This window comes from Nonomuraea sp. NPDC004580 (assembly GCF_040609855.1).
Lineage (GTDB): Bacteria > Actinomycetota > Actinomycetes > Streptosporangiales > Streptosporangiaceae > Nonomuraea > Nonomuraea salmonea.
The window spans coordinates 23,621-38,673 of sequence record NZ_JBEXLH010000012.1 but is presented as its reverse complement, the minus strand read 5'-3'; the positions used below and the strand labels follow the sequence as shown (position 1 = coordinate 38,673).

18 protein-coding genes and 2 tRNA genes are annotated in these 15,053 nt (G+C 69.2%); 5 read left to right on the top strand and 15 right to left on the bottom strand.

Annotation, left to right across the window (positions count from 1 at the left end):
• Positions 1–44 precede the first annotated feature (44 nt).
• The gene (locus ABZW11_RS15265) at positions 45–191 is read left to right on the top strand and encodes a hypothetical protein (RefSeq protein WP_345394884.1); all 147 of its coding nucleotides are present in this window, start codon (positions 45–47) and stop codon (positions 189–191) included.
• A gap of 124 nt (positions 192–315) precedes the next feature.
• On the top strand, positions 316–3,168 hold the full coding sequence (locus ABZW11_RS15260; RefSeq protein WP_355416808.1) for an AAA family ATPase: 2,853 nt from the start codon (positions 316–318) through the stop codon (positions 3,166–3,168).
• Here ABZW11_RS15260 and ABZW11_RS15255 read toward each other — a convergent pair whose 3' ends face one another.
• The 12 genes from ABZW11_RS15255 to ABZW11_RS15200 form a co-directional block, all read right to left on the bottom strand.
• Positions 3,169–3,735: a TMEM165/GDT1 family protein gene (locus ABZW11_RS15255; RefSeq protein WP_355416805.1), complete on the bottom strand. Its 567-nt coding sequence runs from the start codon at positions 3,733–3,735 to the stop codon at positions 3,169–3,171.
• A gap of 229 nt (positions 3,736–3,964) precedes the next feature.
• Complete coding sequence (locus ABZW11_RS15250) at positions 3,965–5,002, bottom strand: UDP-N-acetylmuramate dehydrogenase (protein ID WP_355416802.1); 1,038 nt, start codon at positions 5,000–5,002, stop codon at positions 3,965–3,967.
• A gap of 11 nt (positions 5,003–5,013) precedes the next feature.
• Positions 5,014–6,015 (bottom strand): hypothetical protein, encoded by a 1,002-nt coding sequence (locus ABZW11_RS15245; protein WP_355416799.1) that lies wholly within the window; start codon positions 6,013–6,015, stop codon positions 5,014–5,016.
• 139 nt (positions 6,016–6,154) lie between these two features.
• Positions 6,155–6,583, bottom strand: coding sequence for a MaoC family dehydratase (locus ABZW11_RS15240; RefSeq protein WP_355416796.1), 429 nt, complete (start codon positions 6,581–6,583; stop codon positions 6,155–6,157).
• 1 nt (position 6,584) lies between these two features.
• Positions 6,585–7,034 (bottom strand): MaoC family dehydratase N-terminal domain-containing protein, encoded by a 450-nt coding sequence (locus tag ABZW11_RS15235; protein WP_355416793.1) that lies wholly within the window; start codon positions 7,032–7,034, stop codon positions 6,585–6,587.
• A gap of 198 nt (positions 7,035–7,232) precedes the next feature.
• Positions 7,233–7,397 (bottom strand): 50S ribosomal protein L33, encoded by a 165-nt coding sequence (gene rpmG / locus ABZW11_RS15230; protein WP_019632658.1) that lies wholly within the window; start codon positions 7,395–7,397, stop codon positions 7,233–7,235.
• 71 nt (positions 7,398–7,468) lie between these two features.
• Positions 7,469–7,542, bottom strand: a tRNA-Met gene (locus ABZW11_RS15225).
• A gap of 330 nt (positions 7,543–7,872) precedes the next feature.
• Positions 7,873–7,948 (bottom strand) — tRNA-Thr (locus tag ABZW11_RS15220).
• A gap of 39 nt (positions 7,949–7,987) precedes the next feature.
• Positions 7,988–8,287 carry a hypothetical protein gene (locus ABZW11_RS15215; protein ID WP_355416790.1) on the bottom strand — a complete coding sequence of 100 codons (300 nt, stop codon included), beginning with the start codon at positions 8,285–8,287 and terminating at the stop codon, positions 7,988–7,990.
• Between the two features lie 85 nt (positions 8,288–8,372).
• Positions 8,373–8,918: an NlpC/P60 family protein gene (locus ABZW11_RS15210; RefSeq protein WP_355416787.1), complete on the bottom strand. Its 546-nt coding sequence runs from the start codon at positions 8,916–8,918 to the stop codon at positions 8,373–8,375.
• Between the two features lie 19 nt (positions 8,919–8,937).
• Positions 8,938–9,942 carry a lysozyme gene (locus ABZW11_RS15205; protein WP_355416784.1) on the bottom strand — a complete coding sequence of 335 codons (1,005 nt, stop codon included), beginning with the start codon at positions 9,940–9,942 and terminating at the stop codon, positions 8,938–8,940.
• A gap of 8 nt (positions 9,943–9,950) precedes the next feature.
• Positions 9,951–10,493, bottom strand: a complete 543-nt coding sequence (locus ABZW11_RS15200) for an AAA family ATPase (RefSeq protein WP_355416781.1) — start codon at positions 10,491–10,493, stop codon at positions 9,951–9,953.
• A gap of 230 nt (positions 10,494–10,723) precedes the next feature.
• Here ABZW11_RS15200 and ABZW11_RS15195 point away from each other — a divergent pair, with 230 nt between their 5' ends.
• The gene (locus ABZW11_RS15195; protein ID WP_355416778.1) at positions 10,724–11,665 is read left to right on the top strand and encodes an ATP-binding cassette domain-containing protein; all 942 of its coding nucleotides are present in this window, start codon (positions 10,724–10,726) and stop codon (positions 11,663–11,665) included.
• Positions 11,646–12,389 carry an ABC transporter permease gene (locus ABZW11_RS15190; RefSeq protein ID WP_355416775.1) on the top strand — a complete coding sequence of 248 codons (744 nt, stop codon included), beginning with the start codon at positions 11,646–11,648 and terminating at the stop codon, positions 12,387–12,389. The genes ABZW11_RS15195 and ABZW11_RS15190 overlap by 20 nt, the downstream gene beginning before the upstream one ends.
• Before the next feature lie 74 nt (positions 12,390–12,463).
• Here ABZW11_RS15190 and ABZW11_RS15185 read toward each other — a convergent pair whose 3' ends face one another.
• The 3 genes from ABZW11_RS15185 to ABZW11_RS15175 all read right to left on the bottom strand — a co-directional run bounded on the left by ABZW11_RS15185 (position 12,464) and on the right by ABZW11_RS15175 (position 14,896).
• A complete protein-coding gene (locus ABZW11_RS15185) occupies positions 12,464–14,158 on the bottom strand; it encodes a hypothetical protein (protein ID WP_355416772.1) in 1,695 nt (564 codons plus the stop codon).
• Positions 14,159–14,285: 127 nt separating this feature from the next.
• Positions 14,286–14,468 carry a hypothetical protein gene (locus ABZW11_RS15180; protein WP_355416769.1) on the bottom strand — a complete coding sequence of 61 codons (183 nt, stop codon included), beginning with the start codon at positions 14,466–14,468 and terminating at the stop codon, positions 14,286–14,288.
• Between the two features lie 311 nt (positions 14,469–14,779).
• Positions 14,780–14,896, bottom strand: a complete 117-nt coding sequence (locus ABZW11_RS15175) for a DUF397 domain-containing protein (RefSeq protein WP_355416766.1) — start codon at positions 14,894–14,896, stop codon at positions 14,780–14,782.
• A gap of 21 nt (positions 14,897–14,917) precedes the next feature.
• Here ABZW11_RS15175 and ABZW11_RS15170 point away from each other — a divergent pair, with 21 nt between their 5' ends.
• Entirely contained in the window at positions 14,918–15,052 is a 135-nt protein-coding gene (locus tag ABZW11_RS15170; protein ID WP_355416763.1) for a hypothetical protein, read from the top strand.
• The last annotated feature ends 1 nt before the right edge of the window (position 15,053 follow it).

Below are 15,053 nucleotides of genomic sequence, written 5' to 3'. Positions count from 1 at the left end.
CTTGAAGATGTCAGCAAGAAGCACGACATTTCAGGAGATTCTCGATGCATCCCGAGATCGAGTTCGAGTACATGAAGAGCCAGGCCCGCGAGCTGCGCGCGGCCGCCGCCGAGCACCGCCTCGCCCGCGACGCCGAGCGGCACAACAAGTCCGAGCGCCGCTCGCTCTTCGGCCGCCGCCGGCACGCATGACCGCCGCACGAGAGCCCGGCCACCCACTGCCACGTGGCCGGGCCTCCCAGCCCCCTTGAGACCGTGTCCAACAGCCGGACAAAAGCGTCGATAGCAGCGGATGTGGCGTGACATGCTGGATGACATGCGGGGACGATCTGTCAGTCCCGTCTTCGTCGGGCGGGAAGAGGAGCTGACGGCTCTATCTGAAAGCCTCGACGACGCCAGGAAAGGCACACTGACCGCCGTCCTGCTGGGCGGCGAGGCCGGAGTCGGCAAGACCCGGCTGGTGCAGCGCTTCGCCGAGCAGTGCACGGCCGGCGGGGCCCACGTGCTCGTCGGAGGCTGCGTGGAGCTGTCGACCGAGGGCCTCGCGTACGCGCCCTTCACCGCCGCCCTGCGCCAGCTCGTCAGGGAGCAGGGCCCGGCCGCGGTGACCGGGCTGCTGCCCGACGGCGCCGAGCGCGACCTCGCCCGGCTGCTGCCCGAGTTCGGCGAGCCGAACGGCGACGGCGAGACCGACACCGGCCGCGCCCGGCTCTTCGAGCAGTTCCTCACCCTCCTCGAACGCCTCGCGGACCACCGCCCCACGGTCCTCGTCATCGAGGACATCCACTGGGCCGACCGCTCCAGCCGCGACCTCATCGCCTTCCTCAGCCGCAACCTGCGCACCCCGCAGGTGCTGCTGGTGATGACCTACCGCTCCGACGACCTGCACCGCCAGCACCCGCTCAGGCCCGTGCTGGCCGAGCTGGGCCGCGTGCAGGGCGTGCTCCGCGTCGACCTGCCCCGCCTGTCCAGGGACGAGGTCGCCCAGCAGATGACCGCCATCCTCGGCAGGACCCCCGAGTACGCCAAGATCGAGAACGTCTACGAGCGCAGCGAGGGCATCCCGCTGTTCGTCGAGGCCATGCTGGAGAACGGCGACGAGTGCACGTTCCCCGACTCCATGCAGGACCTCATCCTCGCCTCCGTCGAGCGCCTGCCCGAGGAGACCCAGCGGGTGCTGCGGGTCGCCGCCGCGGGCGGCAACCGGGTCGGCCACGCGCTGCTCGCCGCCGTCAGCGGCCTGACGGACGTCACGCTGGAGACCGCGCTGCGCCCCGCGATCGCCGGCAACGTGCTGCAGATCGCCGACAACCGCGCGTACGTCTTCCGCCACTCGCTCATCCGCGAGGCCGTCCACGACGAGCTGCTGCCCGGCGAGCACCAGCGCCTGCACGCGCGCTACGCCGAGGAGATCTCCAAGGACCGCACGCTCGTCCCGCCGGGAAGGGCCGCCGTCGAGCTGGCCCACCACTGGTACGGCGCCCGCGACGACCGCTGGGCCCTGCTGTCGGCCTGGGACGCCGCCCACGAGTCGTTCAAGACGTTCGCCTACACCGAGGCCCTGCAACTGCTCGAACGCGTGCTCATGCTCTGGGACCGGGTCCCCGACGCGGCCGAGCTGACCGGCGTGGACCACACCGCCGTGCTCGAACGCGCCTCCGAGGCCGCCAACGCCGGCGGCGACGTGGACAAGGGGGTCAAGTTCGTCAAGGCGGCGCTCGCCGAGCTGGACGAGACCCGCGAGCCCGCCAGGGTGTCGCAGCTCATCGTGCGCAGGGCCGCGTTCAAGAACTCCAAGAACCAGCCCGGCGTCATCGACGACCTCAGGCACGCCCTGCGGCTCGTCCCCGAGAACACCCTCGACTGGGCCGAGGTCGTCACCCCGCTGAGCCGCCACCTGATGCTGCGCGGCGAGCTGGCGGAGGCCGACCGGCTCATCAGCGACGGCCTGCGCTGGGTCAGGGAGCACGGCGACCGCTGCCTCGAAGGCGACCTGCTGATGAACCAGGCGCTCGGCCACTCGCTGCGCGGGCAGCTGGAGAGCACGACCGTCATCAACGAGCAGGCGATCGCGATCGGCCGCGAGCAGCGCAGCGGCCGCGTCATCAGCCGCGCGATCGGCAACCTGGTGGACACGCTGATCGACATGGGCCGCGCGGACGAGGCGCTGCGCCGGGCCGACGAGGGCTGGCGGGTCGCCAAGAAGTACGGGCGGCTGCGCGGCAGCGGCACGTTCATCCTGAACAACAGGGCCGAGGCGCTGGAGGCGCTGGGCCGCTGGGACGAGGCCGTCGAGACCGTCGAGACGGCGCTCAGCCACGGCCCCGTGCTGCGCACCCGCTACGCCCTGCTGCGCGTCCGCGCCGACATCGCGCTGGCCAGGGGCGAGATGCCGCTCGTCAAGAGCATCCTGTCGGAGATCGGGCTGTTCACGTCACGCGCGGAGGAGTTCGTCCAGGACATCATCAGCAACGCCAGGCTGCTCATCGGCTGGCACCTCACCCGGGGCGAGCCGGCCGCCGCGCTGGCCGCGGCCGAGCAGGTGCTGGCCCAGCCCAAGCGGTCGAGCAAGGCCATGCTGTCGTGGCGGCTGCTCGCGGTGCTGCGCAACGTGTGCGACGCGGCCCAGGAGACCGAGCCTGAGCGCAGCGCCGCCGTCCGCGCGCACGCCGCCGAGGTGGCCGCGGGGCTGTCGGTGGACGGGCCGGTCGTGGAGGCGTACCGGCTGTCGTACACGGGCGACTTCGACGCCGCCGCGGCCGCGTGGGAGCGGCTGCGCCGCCCGCACAACCAGGCCAAGGCCCTGTTCAGGGCGGCGGGGGTGAGTGCGCGCTCCGGCGACAGGGAGGGCGCCGCGGCCCGGCTGAAGGTGGCGCTGCCGCTGGCCGAGGCGCTGCGCGCGACGCCGCTGATCGAGGAGATCGAGACGCTCTGCCGCCGGGTGGGCGGGCTCGACCTCGCCCAGGAGCCGTCGGAGCTGCTGACGCCGCGCGAGCTGGAGGTGCTGCGCCTGGTCACCCAGGGCCGGACCAACCGCGACATCGCGGCCGAGCTGTTCATCTCGGCGAAGACGGTGAGCGTGCACGTCTCGAACATCCTCGCCAAGCTCGGCGTCACGACGCGCGGCGAGGCCGCCGCCGCGGCCCACCGCCTGTCGCTGCTGTCCTAGTCAGAAAATCGCCTCGGCCAGCATCACCACGCCGAAGACGGCGAACGCGGCGGCGGCGCCGTACTTGATGGCCTTGTCCGGCAGGTGCTTGCCGAGCAGCCGGCCCACCACGATGGCCAGGGCGTCGGCGGCGACCATGCCGATCGTCGAGCCGATCCACGTGCCCAGCCAGTCGTGCCGGGTCGCCAGCGTGATCGTGGCCAGCATCGTCTTGTCGCCCAGCTCGCTCAGGAAGAACGCCACGGTCACCGCGATCACGGCGTTCCTGGTGGTGCGGCGGGCCTTGCTCTTCTCTTCCTCGGTCAGCTCGTCACCGCGCAGCGTCCACACCGCGAAGCCGAGGAAGGCCAGCCCTGCCACGACCGAGATGGCCGTGGTGGGCAGCGCGGTGCCGATCAGCCCGCCCAAGGCGACGCTGGCCAGGTGGACGGCGGTGGTGGCGATCGTGATGCCGGCCAGCACGGGCCAGATCTTGAACCGGGTCGCGAACGTCATGGCCATCAACTGGCTCTTGTCGCCCAGCTCGGCGATGAAGATCGCGCCGAGACTGATCCAGAACGCTTCCAAGAGGGGGTCCCCTTCCGCGCGACCGGACCGGAAGCGCGGCACCCAGGGGATTTCGGGCACGACTTCGGCCCGGCAACGCCTCGTCAACATGGCTTGCCAGGCCGAAGGTCTCGTCCGCCCGCGAAGGCCCGCATGACCGGGCGCCCTGAGGCGCCAGTGTGTCGATCACACGATTGGGACTACTCCCCTTCGGTAACTCCAGAACACCCTAACAGCAGCCCGCCCGTGGCTATTCCCCCAGGGTGCAGCCCACCATCACCGGCTCGTTGACCAGCGTGACCCCGAACTTCTCGCGCACGCCGTCGCGCACCTCCCCGGCCAAAGCCAGCAGGTCGCGCGTGGTGGCGGCGCCGGTGGGGTTGGTGAGGGCGAGCGTGTGCTTGGTCGAGATGCGTACGGGCCCGCGCTCGTAGCCCTTGGCGAAGCCGGCCTGCTCGATCAGCCACGCGGCCGGCACCTTGACCAGCCCGCCGGGCACCTCCCACTGCGGATGCCCCGGCGCGCGGACCGCCAGCTCCGCCGCCTGCTCGGCGGTCAGGATCGGGTTGGTGAAGAACGAGCCCGCGCTGCGCGTGTCGGGATCATCGGGGTCGAGCACCATGCCCTTGCCCCTGCGCAGCGCCAGCACGGCCTCTCGGGCCTCGGCGAGCGGCACCCGGCCTCCCGCCTCGGTGCCGAGCCTGCGGGCCAGCTCCTCGTACGCCAGCGGCCTCGACAGCGCGGACACGTCGAGCACGTACGTCACCGCGAGCACCACGTACCGCGAGAGGTCCCGCTTGAAGACGCTGTCGCGGTAGGAGAACCCGCACTGCCGCGCCTCGATGTCGACGACCTGCCGGGTGAGCCGGTCGTAGGCCCGCACGCAGCGGACGGTCTGGGCGACCTCCTGCCCGTAGGCGCCGACGTTCTGGATCGGCGTCGAGCCGACCTGCCCCGGCACCCCGGACATGCACTCGATGCCCGACCAGCCCTCGCTGACCGCGCGGGCCACCAGGGCGTCCCAGTCTTCGCCGGCCTCGGCGGTCAGGACGATCTGCTCACCGTCGCGGGTGAACGTGACGCCCTCGGTGGCGACCTTGATGACCAGCCCGTCGAAGCCCTCGTCGGCCACCACGAGGTTGCTGCCCCCGCCGAGCACCAGCGTGGGGGTCGAGGTCCTGTCGGCCTCCGCGACCAGCGAGACGAGCTGCTCCGCCGATGTGGCCTCGGCGAAGTCTCGGGCGGGGCCTCCCAGGCGCAGCGTGGTGTACGGCGCGAGCATCTCCATGACCGACAAGCTTATGAGGCATGCAGCCTGCGCAGCACCTCGTCGTGGTTGCGGCGTGACTCGCGCTCCTGATAGTCGGCCGGGACGTCGTGCGGCTGCAACGGCAGCACCGGCGGCCGTCCCTGGGGCACCACCAGGTCGCCCGGCAGGGCCAGGGAGAGCTCCAGGTCGGCGTGACGGCCGTAGTTGGCGTCCTCGGGCAGCGCGGTCAGGGCCTGCGCCCGGCGTACGGCGATGATGCCCCCCGTGAGCGCCCGCACCTTGCCGGGGCCCGCCTCCAGCCACGTACGCCCGTCGTCGGCCGGCTCGGCGCCCTGCCACCCGGCCGCGACCGCGCCCTCGTTGACCGCGGCCACGAGCGGGGTCAGCGCGTCGCCGTGCAGCTCCAGGCCGGTCTCCATGAGGACGTGCACCTCGGAGTCGTCCAGGTGCAGCAGCTTCGCGCGGCTCTCGCCCCACGTGGCGGTGCCGCCGCGCCAGTGCGGGGTCTCGGCCACGTGCCAGGCGGTGATCCGCTCGGGGTGCCGCTGCGCCAGCTCGGCCAGCACGTCGCCGGCGCCGTCCACGTTGCCCAGGTCCAGGGCGAGCACCTTCGCCCTGGTGTGCGCGATCACCGACTCCAGGCAGCGCCTGACGTCCTCGGGCCAGCCGTCCACCAGCACGCCGACGCACTCCGTCACGTCCTGCGTCGCCACGCGCTGCCGCTCGACGTTCACGCCGAGGTCGTCGAGCCGGTTGGTGGCCAGCGTGCCGTCCCAGGTGCGCTGGGCGTGCAGCATCTCGTCGCCGGGATCGCCGTGCTGGCCGGGATCGCCGGAGAAGCCCAGCTCGGCGGCCGGGTTCATGCGGGCGTGGGTGCCGCGCGTGCCCACACCTGACGCCCGCCTGCCTTCCACCCCGGTAGTCGCCTCGGTACGCGCACCGCCCGCCGTGTCACGCCCGGTGCCGGTGCCGCCCGCGACCTGCTCGGGGCGGGCGGCCTTGAGATGTCCTGGGGGTCTCGCGTCGGTCACGGCGGAAACGGGGATCGATCGAACCGTGGGCCAAATGTGTCGTACGGCTTCACTCATAGGGTCACGCGCTACCCGAGACCCGCCCACTTATCACCGAGTGTTCAAGCGAGCCGGACGACCGCGCGGGCCGGGGAGCGAGTCAGGCGAGCTGGACGACCGCGCGGGCCTTGGAGAGCACCTTCGCGTCACCCGACGTGGCGGTCAGCCCGATGACCACCCGCTTGTCGGGCAGCTTGTCCTCGACGACCCCGCTCACCGTGATCGTCGCGCCCCTGTCGTCGTCCGGCACGACCACCATCGACGAGAACCGCACCCCGAAGTCCACGACCGCCCCCGGGTCGCCCGCCCAGTCGGTGACGAACCGGCCGGCCTGCGCCATCGTGTACATGCCGTGCGCGATCACGTCGGGCAGCCCGACCATCTTGGCGAAGCGCTCGTTCCAGTGGATCTGGTTGAAGTCGCCCGAGGCGCCGGCGTACATCACCAGGTCCAGGCGGCGCATCCGGTAGTCCACGGCCGGGATCTCCTGCCCGACCTCGACCTCGTCGTACTTCACCGCAGCGCCCATCTCAGCTCGCCCCTCCGCGCTCGACGATCGTGTTGTAGGTCACGCAGACCGGCTCGCCCTCGACCGTGCGCACGTCGCTCCTGACGGTCAGCAGCTCGTTGTGCCCGGCGGTGCGGATGTCGGTGATGGCGGAGGTGATGACCAGCTCGTCGCCGGCGTGGATCGGGCGGACGTACTCGAAGCGCTGCTCGCCGTGGACGACCATGGCGAGGTTGAGGCCCAGGTCGGGGTCCACGAGCGCCTCGCCGCCGCTCTGCAGGCTGAAGACGATGGGGAACGTGGGGGGCGCGATGACGTCGGGGTGGCCGGCGGCCCTGGCGGCCTCGCGGTCGCGGTAGAGCGGGTTGTTGTCGCCGATGGCGGCCGCGAACTCTCTGATCTTCACCCGGCTGACCTCGTACGGGGCACTGGGTGGATACGTTCTGCCCACGAAGTCACGGTTCAAGGCCATGGCTGCTCCCTCGCATGTCTCCGTACCGGCGTCGATGAGCGAGACGCTAACAGAACAACGTTCGGCTGTCCCTGCTATGAAAGCCTTTTTGCCGAGGGCACGGAACCGGGGCCTCAGACACGACGAACCGGCGCCCTACGAAGGGACGCCGGTTGTGCGTTATGCGAGATATGGAGGCAGAAGCCCTGCCCGGAGAACCTAGCGGGTCTCGCGGTGCGCGCGGTGGCAGCGGCAGTTGGGGCAGTACTTCTTCAGCTCAAGCCGATCCGGGTCGTTGCGCCGGTTCTTCCGCGTGATGTAGTTGCGGTGCTTGCACTCCTGGCAGGCCAGCGTGATCTTCGGCCTAACGTCGGTGGCAGCCACTTGGGAGTGCCTTTCTACGTTCGGGACATGGACACGCCCGTGCCCAGGTCGGTGGACCTGGGCGAGGGCAGTAGCGGAGGCCGGACTTGAACCGGCGACACAACGATTATGAGCCGTTTGCTCTGCCTGACTGAGCTACTCCGCCTTTGAGCCGGAACGACCCGGCCCGTAGAGGATACCCGAAGCGGTGAGCACGTGAGTAACTCACCCGATCGGGTGGGGTGCTCCCAGTATGCCTCAGGAACCCCCGTCAATCGAAATCGTTTGTGCGGCATCCCCCATGCCACACCACGCGAGGGTGATCAGCCTAGCAGCGCCACCCGACCGCCGCGAACCCGCACGCGCCCGCCACCCCGCCTTGACGGCCCCGGCGCGAATCCGCCCGCACCCCCGGCCGCTCCCCCAGCGGGCGGGTCCGGACAACGAAAAAACGCCCGGCTCCGAAACCCGGAGCGGGCGTGATGTCGGTGCGAAGTGGAGCCCCCAAACGGAATCGAACCGTTGACCTTCTCCTTACCATGGAGACGCTCTGCCGACTGAGCTATAGGGGCCTGTCCGGCGCTGCGGACAGGTGTAACCATACACGGCACTCACCGATGATGCGAACTCGTTCGGCCCTCTCCAGAAGAGCCCGCCGAAGACTCCGTCACGGGGTCCGTCACGGGGTCCGTCAAGGGGTCCGCCAAGGGGCCGACCGGCCGCCGCGGGAACTCGACGACCTCGCACAGATCGGCCAGATCGACGAGCGAGGCCACCTCCGCGACGGACGTGCAGTCGGCGACCACCCACCCGTTTCTGCGCACCCGCAGCACCTGCCGCCCCGCGCGCACGGCTCCGACGACCTCCCAGCCGTCGACGCCGACCCAGCGCCTTCCCGTTGGCCTTTCCACAACGGCACAGAGTAGCCCTGGGGTCTCTCATTTTTCGTCGCGCACCACGCGTTACCGGCATACCGAATCGGTAGGAGCCGGGCATTCAGTAGCGGTAGAAGCCGGCGAGGTCCTTCTTCTCGGCGATGGAGTCGACGCGCACCACGGCCCCGGTCTCGGGGGCGTTCATCATCCTGCCGCCGCCGAGGTAGATGCCGACGTGGTGGGTCCTGATCCGCTTCTTGCCGATCTTCCCGAAGAAGACCAGGTCACCCGGGCGGGGCCGGCTGACCCGGTGCATCCTGCGCACGTGCGCGTCGGTGTTGCCGGGGCCCAGCACGTCGCGGCCGTGCGCCAGCGCGTACACCCAGCGGGTGAAGCCGGAGCAGTCGAGCCCGCGCGTCTTCGCGGCCGGGCAGGGCTTGATCGAGCCGCGGTAGCCCCGGCAGGTGCCCTTGGACGGGCCAGGGTCGGGGGCGTGGCCGCCGCCCCAGGAGTAGGCGATGCCGCGCTGCTGGATCTCGTACGCGAGCCGCACGGTCAGCGGCGGCAGGGACAGCCCCAGTGGCACCGACGCCGTGACCAATGCCGTGACCACTGCCAGGGTGGTCAGCAGGAGCAGCGCCGCCGCCGCGGCTGACCGCCGCCTCATTCCGCCCCCAAACACCGTTTTATCGGGCTTTAAGGGTAAGTTTCACCGATCCGACCGTCACGTTCATCCCGACCGTGCCCTTCGACTTCCCCGGCTTGGTCGTGAACACAAAGGTGATCTTCTTCCGGCGCGGCAGCTCCTTGACCACGCAGCGCACCGCCGTGCCGCTGAACGTGCAGCCGGGCGCCTTCACCACGCGCTGCCCGCCGAAGGCGCGGCCGGACAGCTTGACGTTCGTGACCGGGTGCGGGCCGGTGTTGGTGATCGTGACCGCGTACGACGTCCTGCCGCCGACCCGGCCCGACACCCGCACCTCGGCGGGCGGGTTGGCCAGCTCCTTCAGGAGCGACTCCGAGCCGTTGAACGCGTTCCCGCCGCCGACCAGCGGCCCCTTCTCCGCCGACTGCCAGAACGTGTGCTTCTTCCAGCTCTTCGGCAGCTCGCCCGGCTCGCTCCCCCAGCGGGCCAGCCAGAGCGGGTTGGCGGCGAACTTCTTGGAGTCGCCCGTACACGTACGCCACCAGCTCGTGGTGGTGTAGATGATCGCCCGCCGCCCGGTGGCCTCGTGGTACTTCTTCGTCCAGTCCGTGATCCAGGTGACCATGTCCTTGGTGGACAGGCCGTAACACGAGTTCTTGCCGTTCTTCGACTGGTACGGGTTGTCCTCCAAATCGAGGACACCCGGAAGTGTCTGGCCGTCGCCGACCCAGTCACCGCCGTTCTGCAGGAAGTAGTCGGCCTGCGCTGTCCCATCGGATTCGTGCGGTTGTGCGAAGTGATATGCGCCGCGGATGAGACCGGCCGAGGCGGCGCCGCCGTACTGGGAGTCGAAAATCGGATTGCGATAGTTCGTGCCCTCGGTGGCCTGCACGAACGCGAATTTCCCGCCACCGGCCACGACGGCGGGCCAGTCGATCTCGCCCGTCCAATTACTGACGTCCACGCCGGGCACGTCATCGGCGGCATGAGCGACGCCGGTCATGCCGATCGAGGCGATCACCGTAGATAACAACAGACGTTTCACGCCGGTGATCATTCCGGACCCTTACACCATTTCGCAAGCTCGCAAATATCAACGTCTTTTGTGGTGTCGACCCGCTGGACCGGGCCCAGTGCCAAAGGCCGCGCCCCGGCCGCCCATTCGGCCCACCGCTCGTCCCCGACCTCGTCGTCGTGGTGGACGTAATGCCGTACGCGGCTCTCGTACCGGCTCCTGGCGAGGTCGAGCGGGACGTCGCACCAGACCTCGCGCACGTGCGGGCCCGGCTCGACGCCCACCCGCCGCAGCCCGGCCTCCACCACCGGCCGCAGCGGCGCAAGCCAGGGGCTCTCCAGGACCGCGCCGGGTTCGGCGGTGGCGAGCAGCGTCCACAGGCTCTCGGCCGCTGCCCTGCCGAGATGCCTGCTCCACTCGCGCGGCTCCAGACCCTCGGGACGCGGGATCGTGTCGGCCAGCGTCTCCTTGAGCAGGTCCTTGGTGAAGACGGGCAGCCGCAGCCGCCGGCCGAGCTCGCGGGCCAGCGTGGTCTTTCCCGAGCCGGGAAGACCGTTCACGATGACGACCAGTTCGCACATGACGGGCATCGTCGCAAAAAATCTTCCTGACGTAGGGAGAAACCGCACCTCAGCGGCCGGAAATTCGCCTCTGTCGAAGACGTCGGAATGACGTCGTTTTCGCAGGTCAGAGCCGTTTGTGTACGTGACATTCACGTTTGCTGAAATCCGATCCGGCGCCCAAACTTGAGCCGACCCACGAATGCGGCCCCGACCAGGGGTTTCTTCGTCATGCCCGCAGGAGGCCGACCATGATCCACACACGGGGACTGACCCGTGACTTCAAGGTGAAGAAGGAGACCGTCACCGCTGTACGCGGCATCGACCTCGACGTCGAAGGCGGCCAGCTCGTCGCGTTCCTCGGCCCGAACGGCGCGGGGAAGTCCACCACCCTGCGGATGCTCACCACGCTGCTGCCGCCCACCTCGGGCACCGCCACCGTGGCGGGCCACGACGTGGCCGCCGACCCGAGGGCGGTGCGCTCCCGCATCGGCTACGTCGGGCAGCGCAACGGCGCGGGCGAGGACCAGCTGGTCCGCGACGAGCTGGTCTCCCAGGGCCGCTGCTACGGCCTGCGCCCGAAGGAGGCGGGCGTCCGCGCCGACGAGCTGCTCGACCTGCTGGAACTGACCCCGCTGGCCAAGCGGGCGCCGGGCACGCTCTCGGGCGGGCAGCGCCGCCGCCTCGACATCGCGCTCGGCCTCATCCACCGCCCCGACCTGCTGTTCCTCGACGAGCCCTCGACGGGGCTCGACCCCAAGAGCCGCGCCGACGTCTGGCGGCACATCCTGCGGCTGCGCGAGACGTACGGGACCACGTTGTTCCTGACCACCCACTACCTGGAGGAGGCCGACACCATGGCCGAGCGGGTGGTGATCATCGACAACGGCCTGATCATCGCGGACGGCACCGCGGAGCAGCTCAAGAACGACCTGGCCGGCGACCACATCACGATCACCACCGGCACCGAGCGCGAGGCCGCGGCGGCGGCCGGGATCGGCGGCGGCAGCGCCGAGGGCACCACCGTGCGGCTGCGGGTCGCCCAGGCCCCTGCCGCGCTGCCCGACTACCTGCGCGCGCTCGACGCCGCCGGCATCAAGGTCACCACGGCCGAAACCACCCGCCCGACCCTCGACGACGTGTTCCTGACTCTCACGGGGAGAAGCCTCGAAGATGACGACGTTCCTGCGTGACACCGCCACCGTCTTCACCAGGGAGCTGCGGCCCAGCCTGCGCAACCCGGCCGCGATGCTGTTCGACATGGGGCAGCCGCTGCTGTTCCTGTTCCTGTTCGGGTCGCTGCTGGGCGGGGCGGTCGGGTCGTCGTGGCAGTGGTTCGTGCCGGGCATCCTGGTCATGATGTGCCTGACCGGGCCGATGAGCTCCGGCTACACGCTGCTGGTCGAGCTGATCGGCGGCGCCATGGAGCGCATGATGGTGACGCCGCTGAGCCGTACGGCGATGCTGGTCGGCAAGAGCATGAAGGCGGTGGTCACGCTGGTCGTTCAGGCCGTGCTGATCATCGTGCTGGCGCTGCCGCTCGGGTTCGAGCTGCACGCGGTGGGAGTGCTGGCCGGGCTGGCACAACTGGCGATCTTCGGGGTGGGGCTGGGCGCGCTGTCGTTCGTGCTGGCGATGAAGTCGGTGCCGAGTGGCACCCTGTTCTACGTGGTCAGCCAGTCGCTGCTGTTCCCGTTGCTGCTGCTGTCGGGGGTGCTGCTGCCGCTGGAGACCGCGCCGGGATGGCTGAAGGCGCTGGGACAGATCAACCCGGTCACGTACATCGTGGACGCCCAGCGCGCCCTCTTCGCCGGCAACCTGGGCGAGCCCAGCGTCCTGTACGGCACGCTCACCGCCTGCGTCGTCGCCGCGATCGGCCTCTACTTGGGCAACCGCGCCATGAGCAAGGGCCTCTGAGCCGTTTCGACACCCCGTGCGGCGGGGGGCAGAGTGAGCCGGTGCGTGGTCTCGCCTGCGAGAGCAGGGGGTTGCTAGACGGAAAGGTCCCAGCTCGGCCCCTGACTGTGATCCAGCCAAAGTTTCATGCCGTCGGGCTGAATGGTCAGGCCGAACCGCTCATGGCTTGAACTTCCCAGAGACACCCACTGAAGGTACGCCTCGGATACCTCCGTCCAAAGTCTGCGCTCACCGAATTGGGTCACCTCGCCAAGATCGGTCCCGGACTTGATGTCGCAGGCCGCCCAAGAAGCCTTGGGGTCCGTGGTCTCGAACAGCAGCATCGAGTACGTGCTGTCCTCCTCCAGGACGTGCCAATCCACGTGGGGAGCGTAAGCGGCCATGAGGAGCCTTGCGCCCAGATCAGCAGTCGCCACCGTCCGAGGATGGAGTCGGGTCGTGGATTGCCCGGCCTGCTCGGCGTGGTGAGGGTTCCACTTGCTGCCTTGACGCTGCGACCGCACCATCATGAAGGAGGCCGGCCCGTGGAAGGACCCGACAGCCGTCTTCTCTGAGGTGACGGTCAGTCGCAGCATGTGTCCCAGCCCGCCGGTCGGATGCCACGGCATGACGATGATTCCGCCGGGTCTGGTCTGGCTGATCCAGGCCATCGGTATGTCGCTGACACCGGCAGTGACGTGAACCCGGTCGAAAGGTGCCCCCTCTGGATGCCCCTTGAGGCCGTCTCCAACGACCAGGTGTGGGGCTCGTCCGGCCGACTTGAGGTTCGCCGATGCTCGCGCGGCCACCTGCGCATCCACCTCGACCGACGTCACGCCGTCCTGACCGATGGCCCAGGCCAGCAGTCCAGCGGTCCAGCCGGACCCCGTGCCGATCTCCAGTATGCGATCACTTTCCTGTGGAGACAGCAGCTCAAGGAAGGGGAACACGATGCCGGGTGCCGATATCGAGGAGGTGAAGGCTCCCTTCCCGCTGCTGGCGTCGCCCTCTCCATCGTCGGTCTGGATGATGATGGAGGCATCGGAGTAGATCGCATCCAGGTAGGCCGCAGGATCGGTGGCGAGTTCGATTCTTCCCCTGGGCGCGCTCTCGTGGTTCGGCACGGCCCATGCCACATCTGGCGCGAAAAGGTGTCTGGGTACGTCGCGAAGCGCCTGTTCCCATTGGGGATCGGTGATCCGTCCACGCGCCCGGAGATCGCCGGCCAGGCGTGCAGCCAGCTCGGTGACCGACTGCCCATCCGGCGGGGTCACCGCGCCCACGCCGGCCCCTTCGCGAGGATGTCGGCCATGGCGGTGTGTACGGGCAGCCCCGTTTTCAGGTTGAGCCAACCCCACTCGCCCGACTGGTTCGTCTCCAGGAAGTACCACCGCCTCGATCCACTCCTGGAAGAGCTGTGCCGTTCGGCTCAGGGCCGGATCGAGCAGCTTGTCAGGGTCTTGAATCGGGGTGGTGTAGATCACCCGCACCATGTCCTGGTCGGCATGCCAGATGCCTCCGAGCGCCTTGTAGACGAAGGGCTTGCCAAGGTCCTTCGCCCACGCACGCGCCTTCTGGGGATCAGAGGTGATGGTGGTCTTTGGGATGTTGAGGCCGATACGGGCAGCCATGGCAAGCTGGACTGGCTTGTACTCAGCCCGCATGGCGGCCATCGGGTCGTTGACCCAGAGGGCGCCGCTCTGCCGGAGGGCAGACAGTACGCCGCCGAATCCGTAGCGCGCTTCTTGATAGGCGAAGGCGCGTTCGGGACTGGACATCCGCTCGTCCATCTTGAACTGGGTCGGCCGCCTTGGTGACGACGGGGATTCCACGCTCGATCAGCTCGACCGCCACGCGCTCGGCCACAGCGTCGGAATCGTCCGTGATGATCAGGACAGTGTGCGCCACGATGGCCCCTCAGTCCTTGGTCTTCTCCTCGTTGGGGCCGTTGCCGTCCGAGCTGGTCTCGCTGGACTCGTTGCTTCCTCCCTCGTGGGCGCCCGCTGAGATCGGCGGGATCGTGAGGAACTGCAGTCCCCAGGGCCTGGCGTCGGTGGCCGGAGTGCCGGGAGCGGAGAGGATGTGCTGGGACGGAGACATGGGGAAGAAGTCCCCAGCTCGGAAGAGGAGTCCACGCGACTCCCCGTCTGGACTGTGGGTGATCAGGTCAAGCCCACCGAGTGCCGTGGTGCTCATGTGGTGCCTCCTGTGGCAGCTGGTCACTGCTAACTACTTGTCAATGACAGCGTCACGCTACGTCACAAAGGACGCCTTGCCTAGGTGTGGAACTTTTCCTCACGAACGGTTCCAGGAATCTGCCGTTGGGGACAGACAAGGGAAGGCCCTCCCTGTCAAAGAGAGGGCCTGGACACGCGAATATCCACCTGAGGTAGTGGTGATGGACCGTTCGGCTAGATGAAGCGGTCCAACTGGCCGGCCTTGGCCGCCCGAACCCACGCGCTCATCTCACTATGGGAGAACACGAGCGCTCCTCGGTCTGGGTCCTTGCTGTCACGGAGGACGACCACGCCTCTTCATCCAGCCTTGACGTGACCTGGGCCCAGCGCGCCCTCTTCGCCGGGAACCCGGCCGATCCCAGCGTCCTGTACGGCACGCTCACCGCCTGCGTCGTCGCCGCGATCGGCCTCTACTTGGGCAACCGCGCCATGAGCAAGGGCCTCTGAG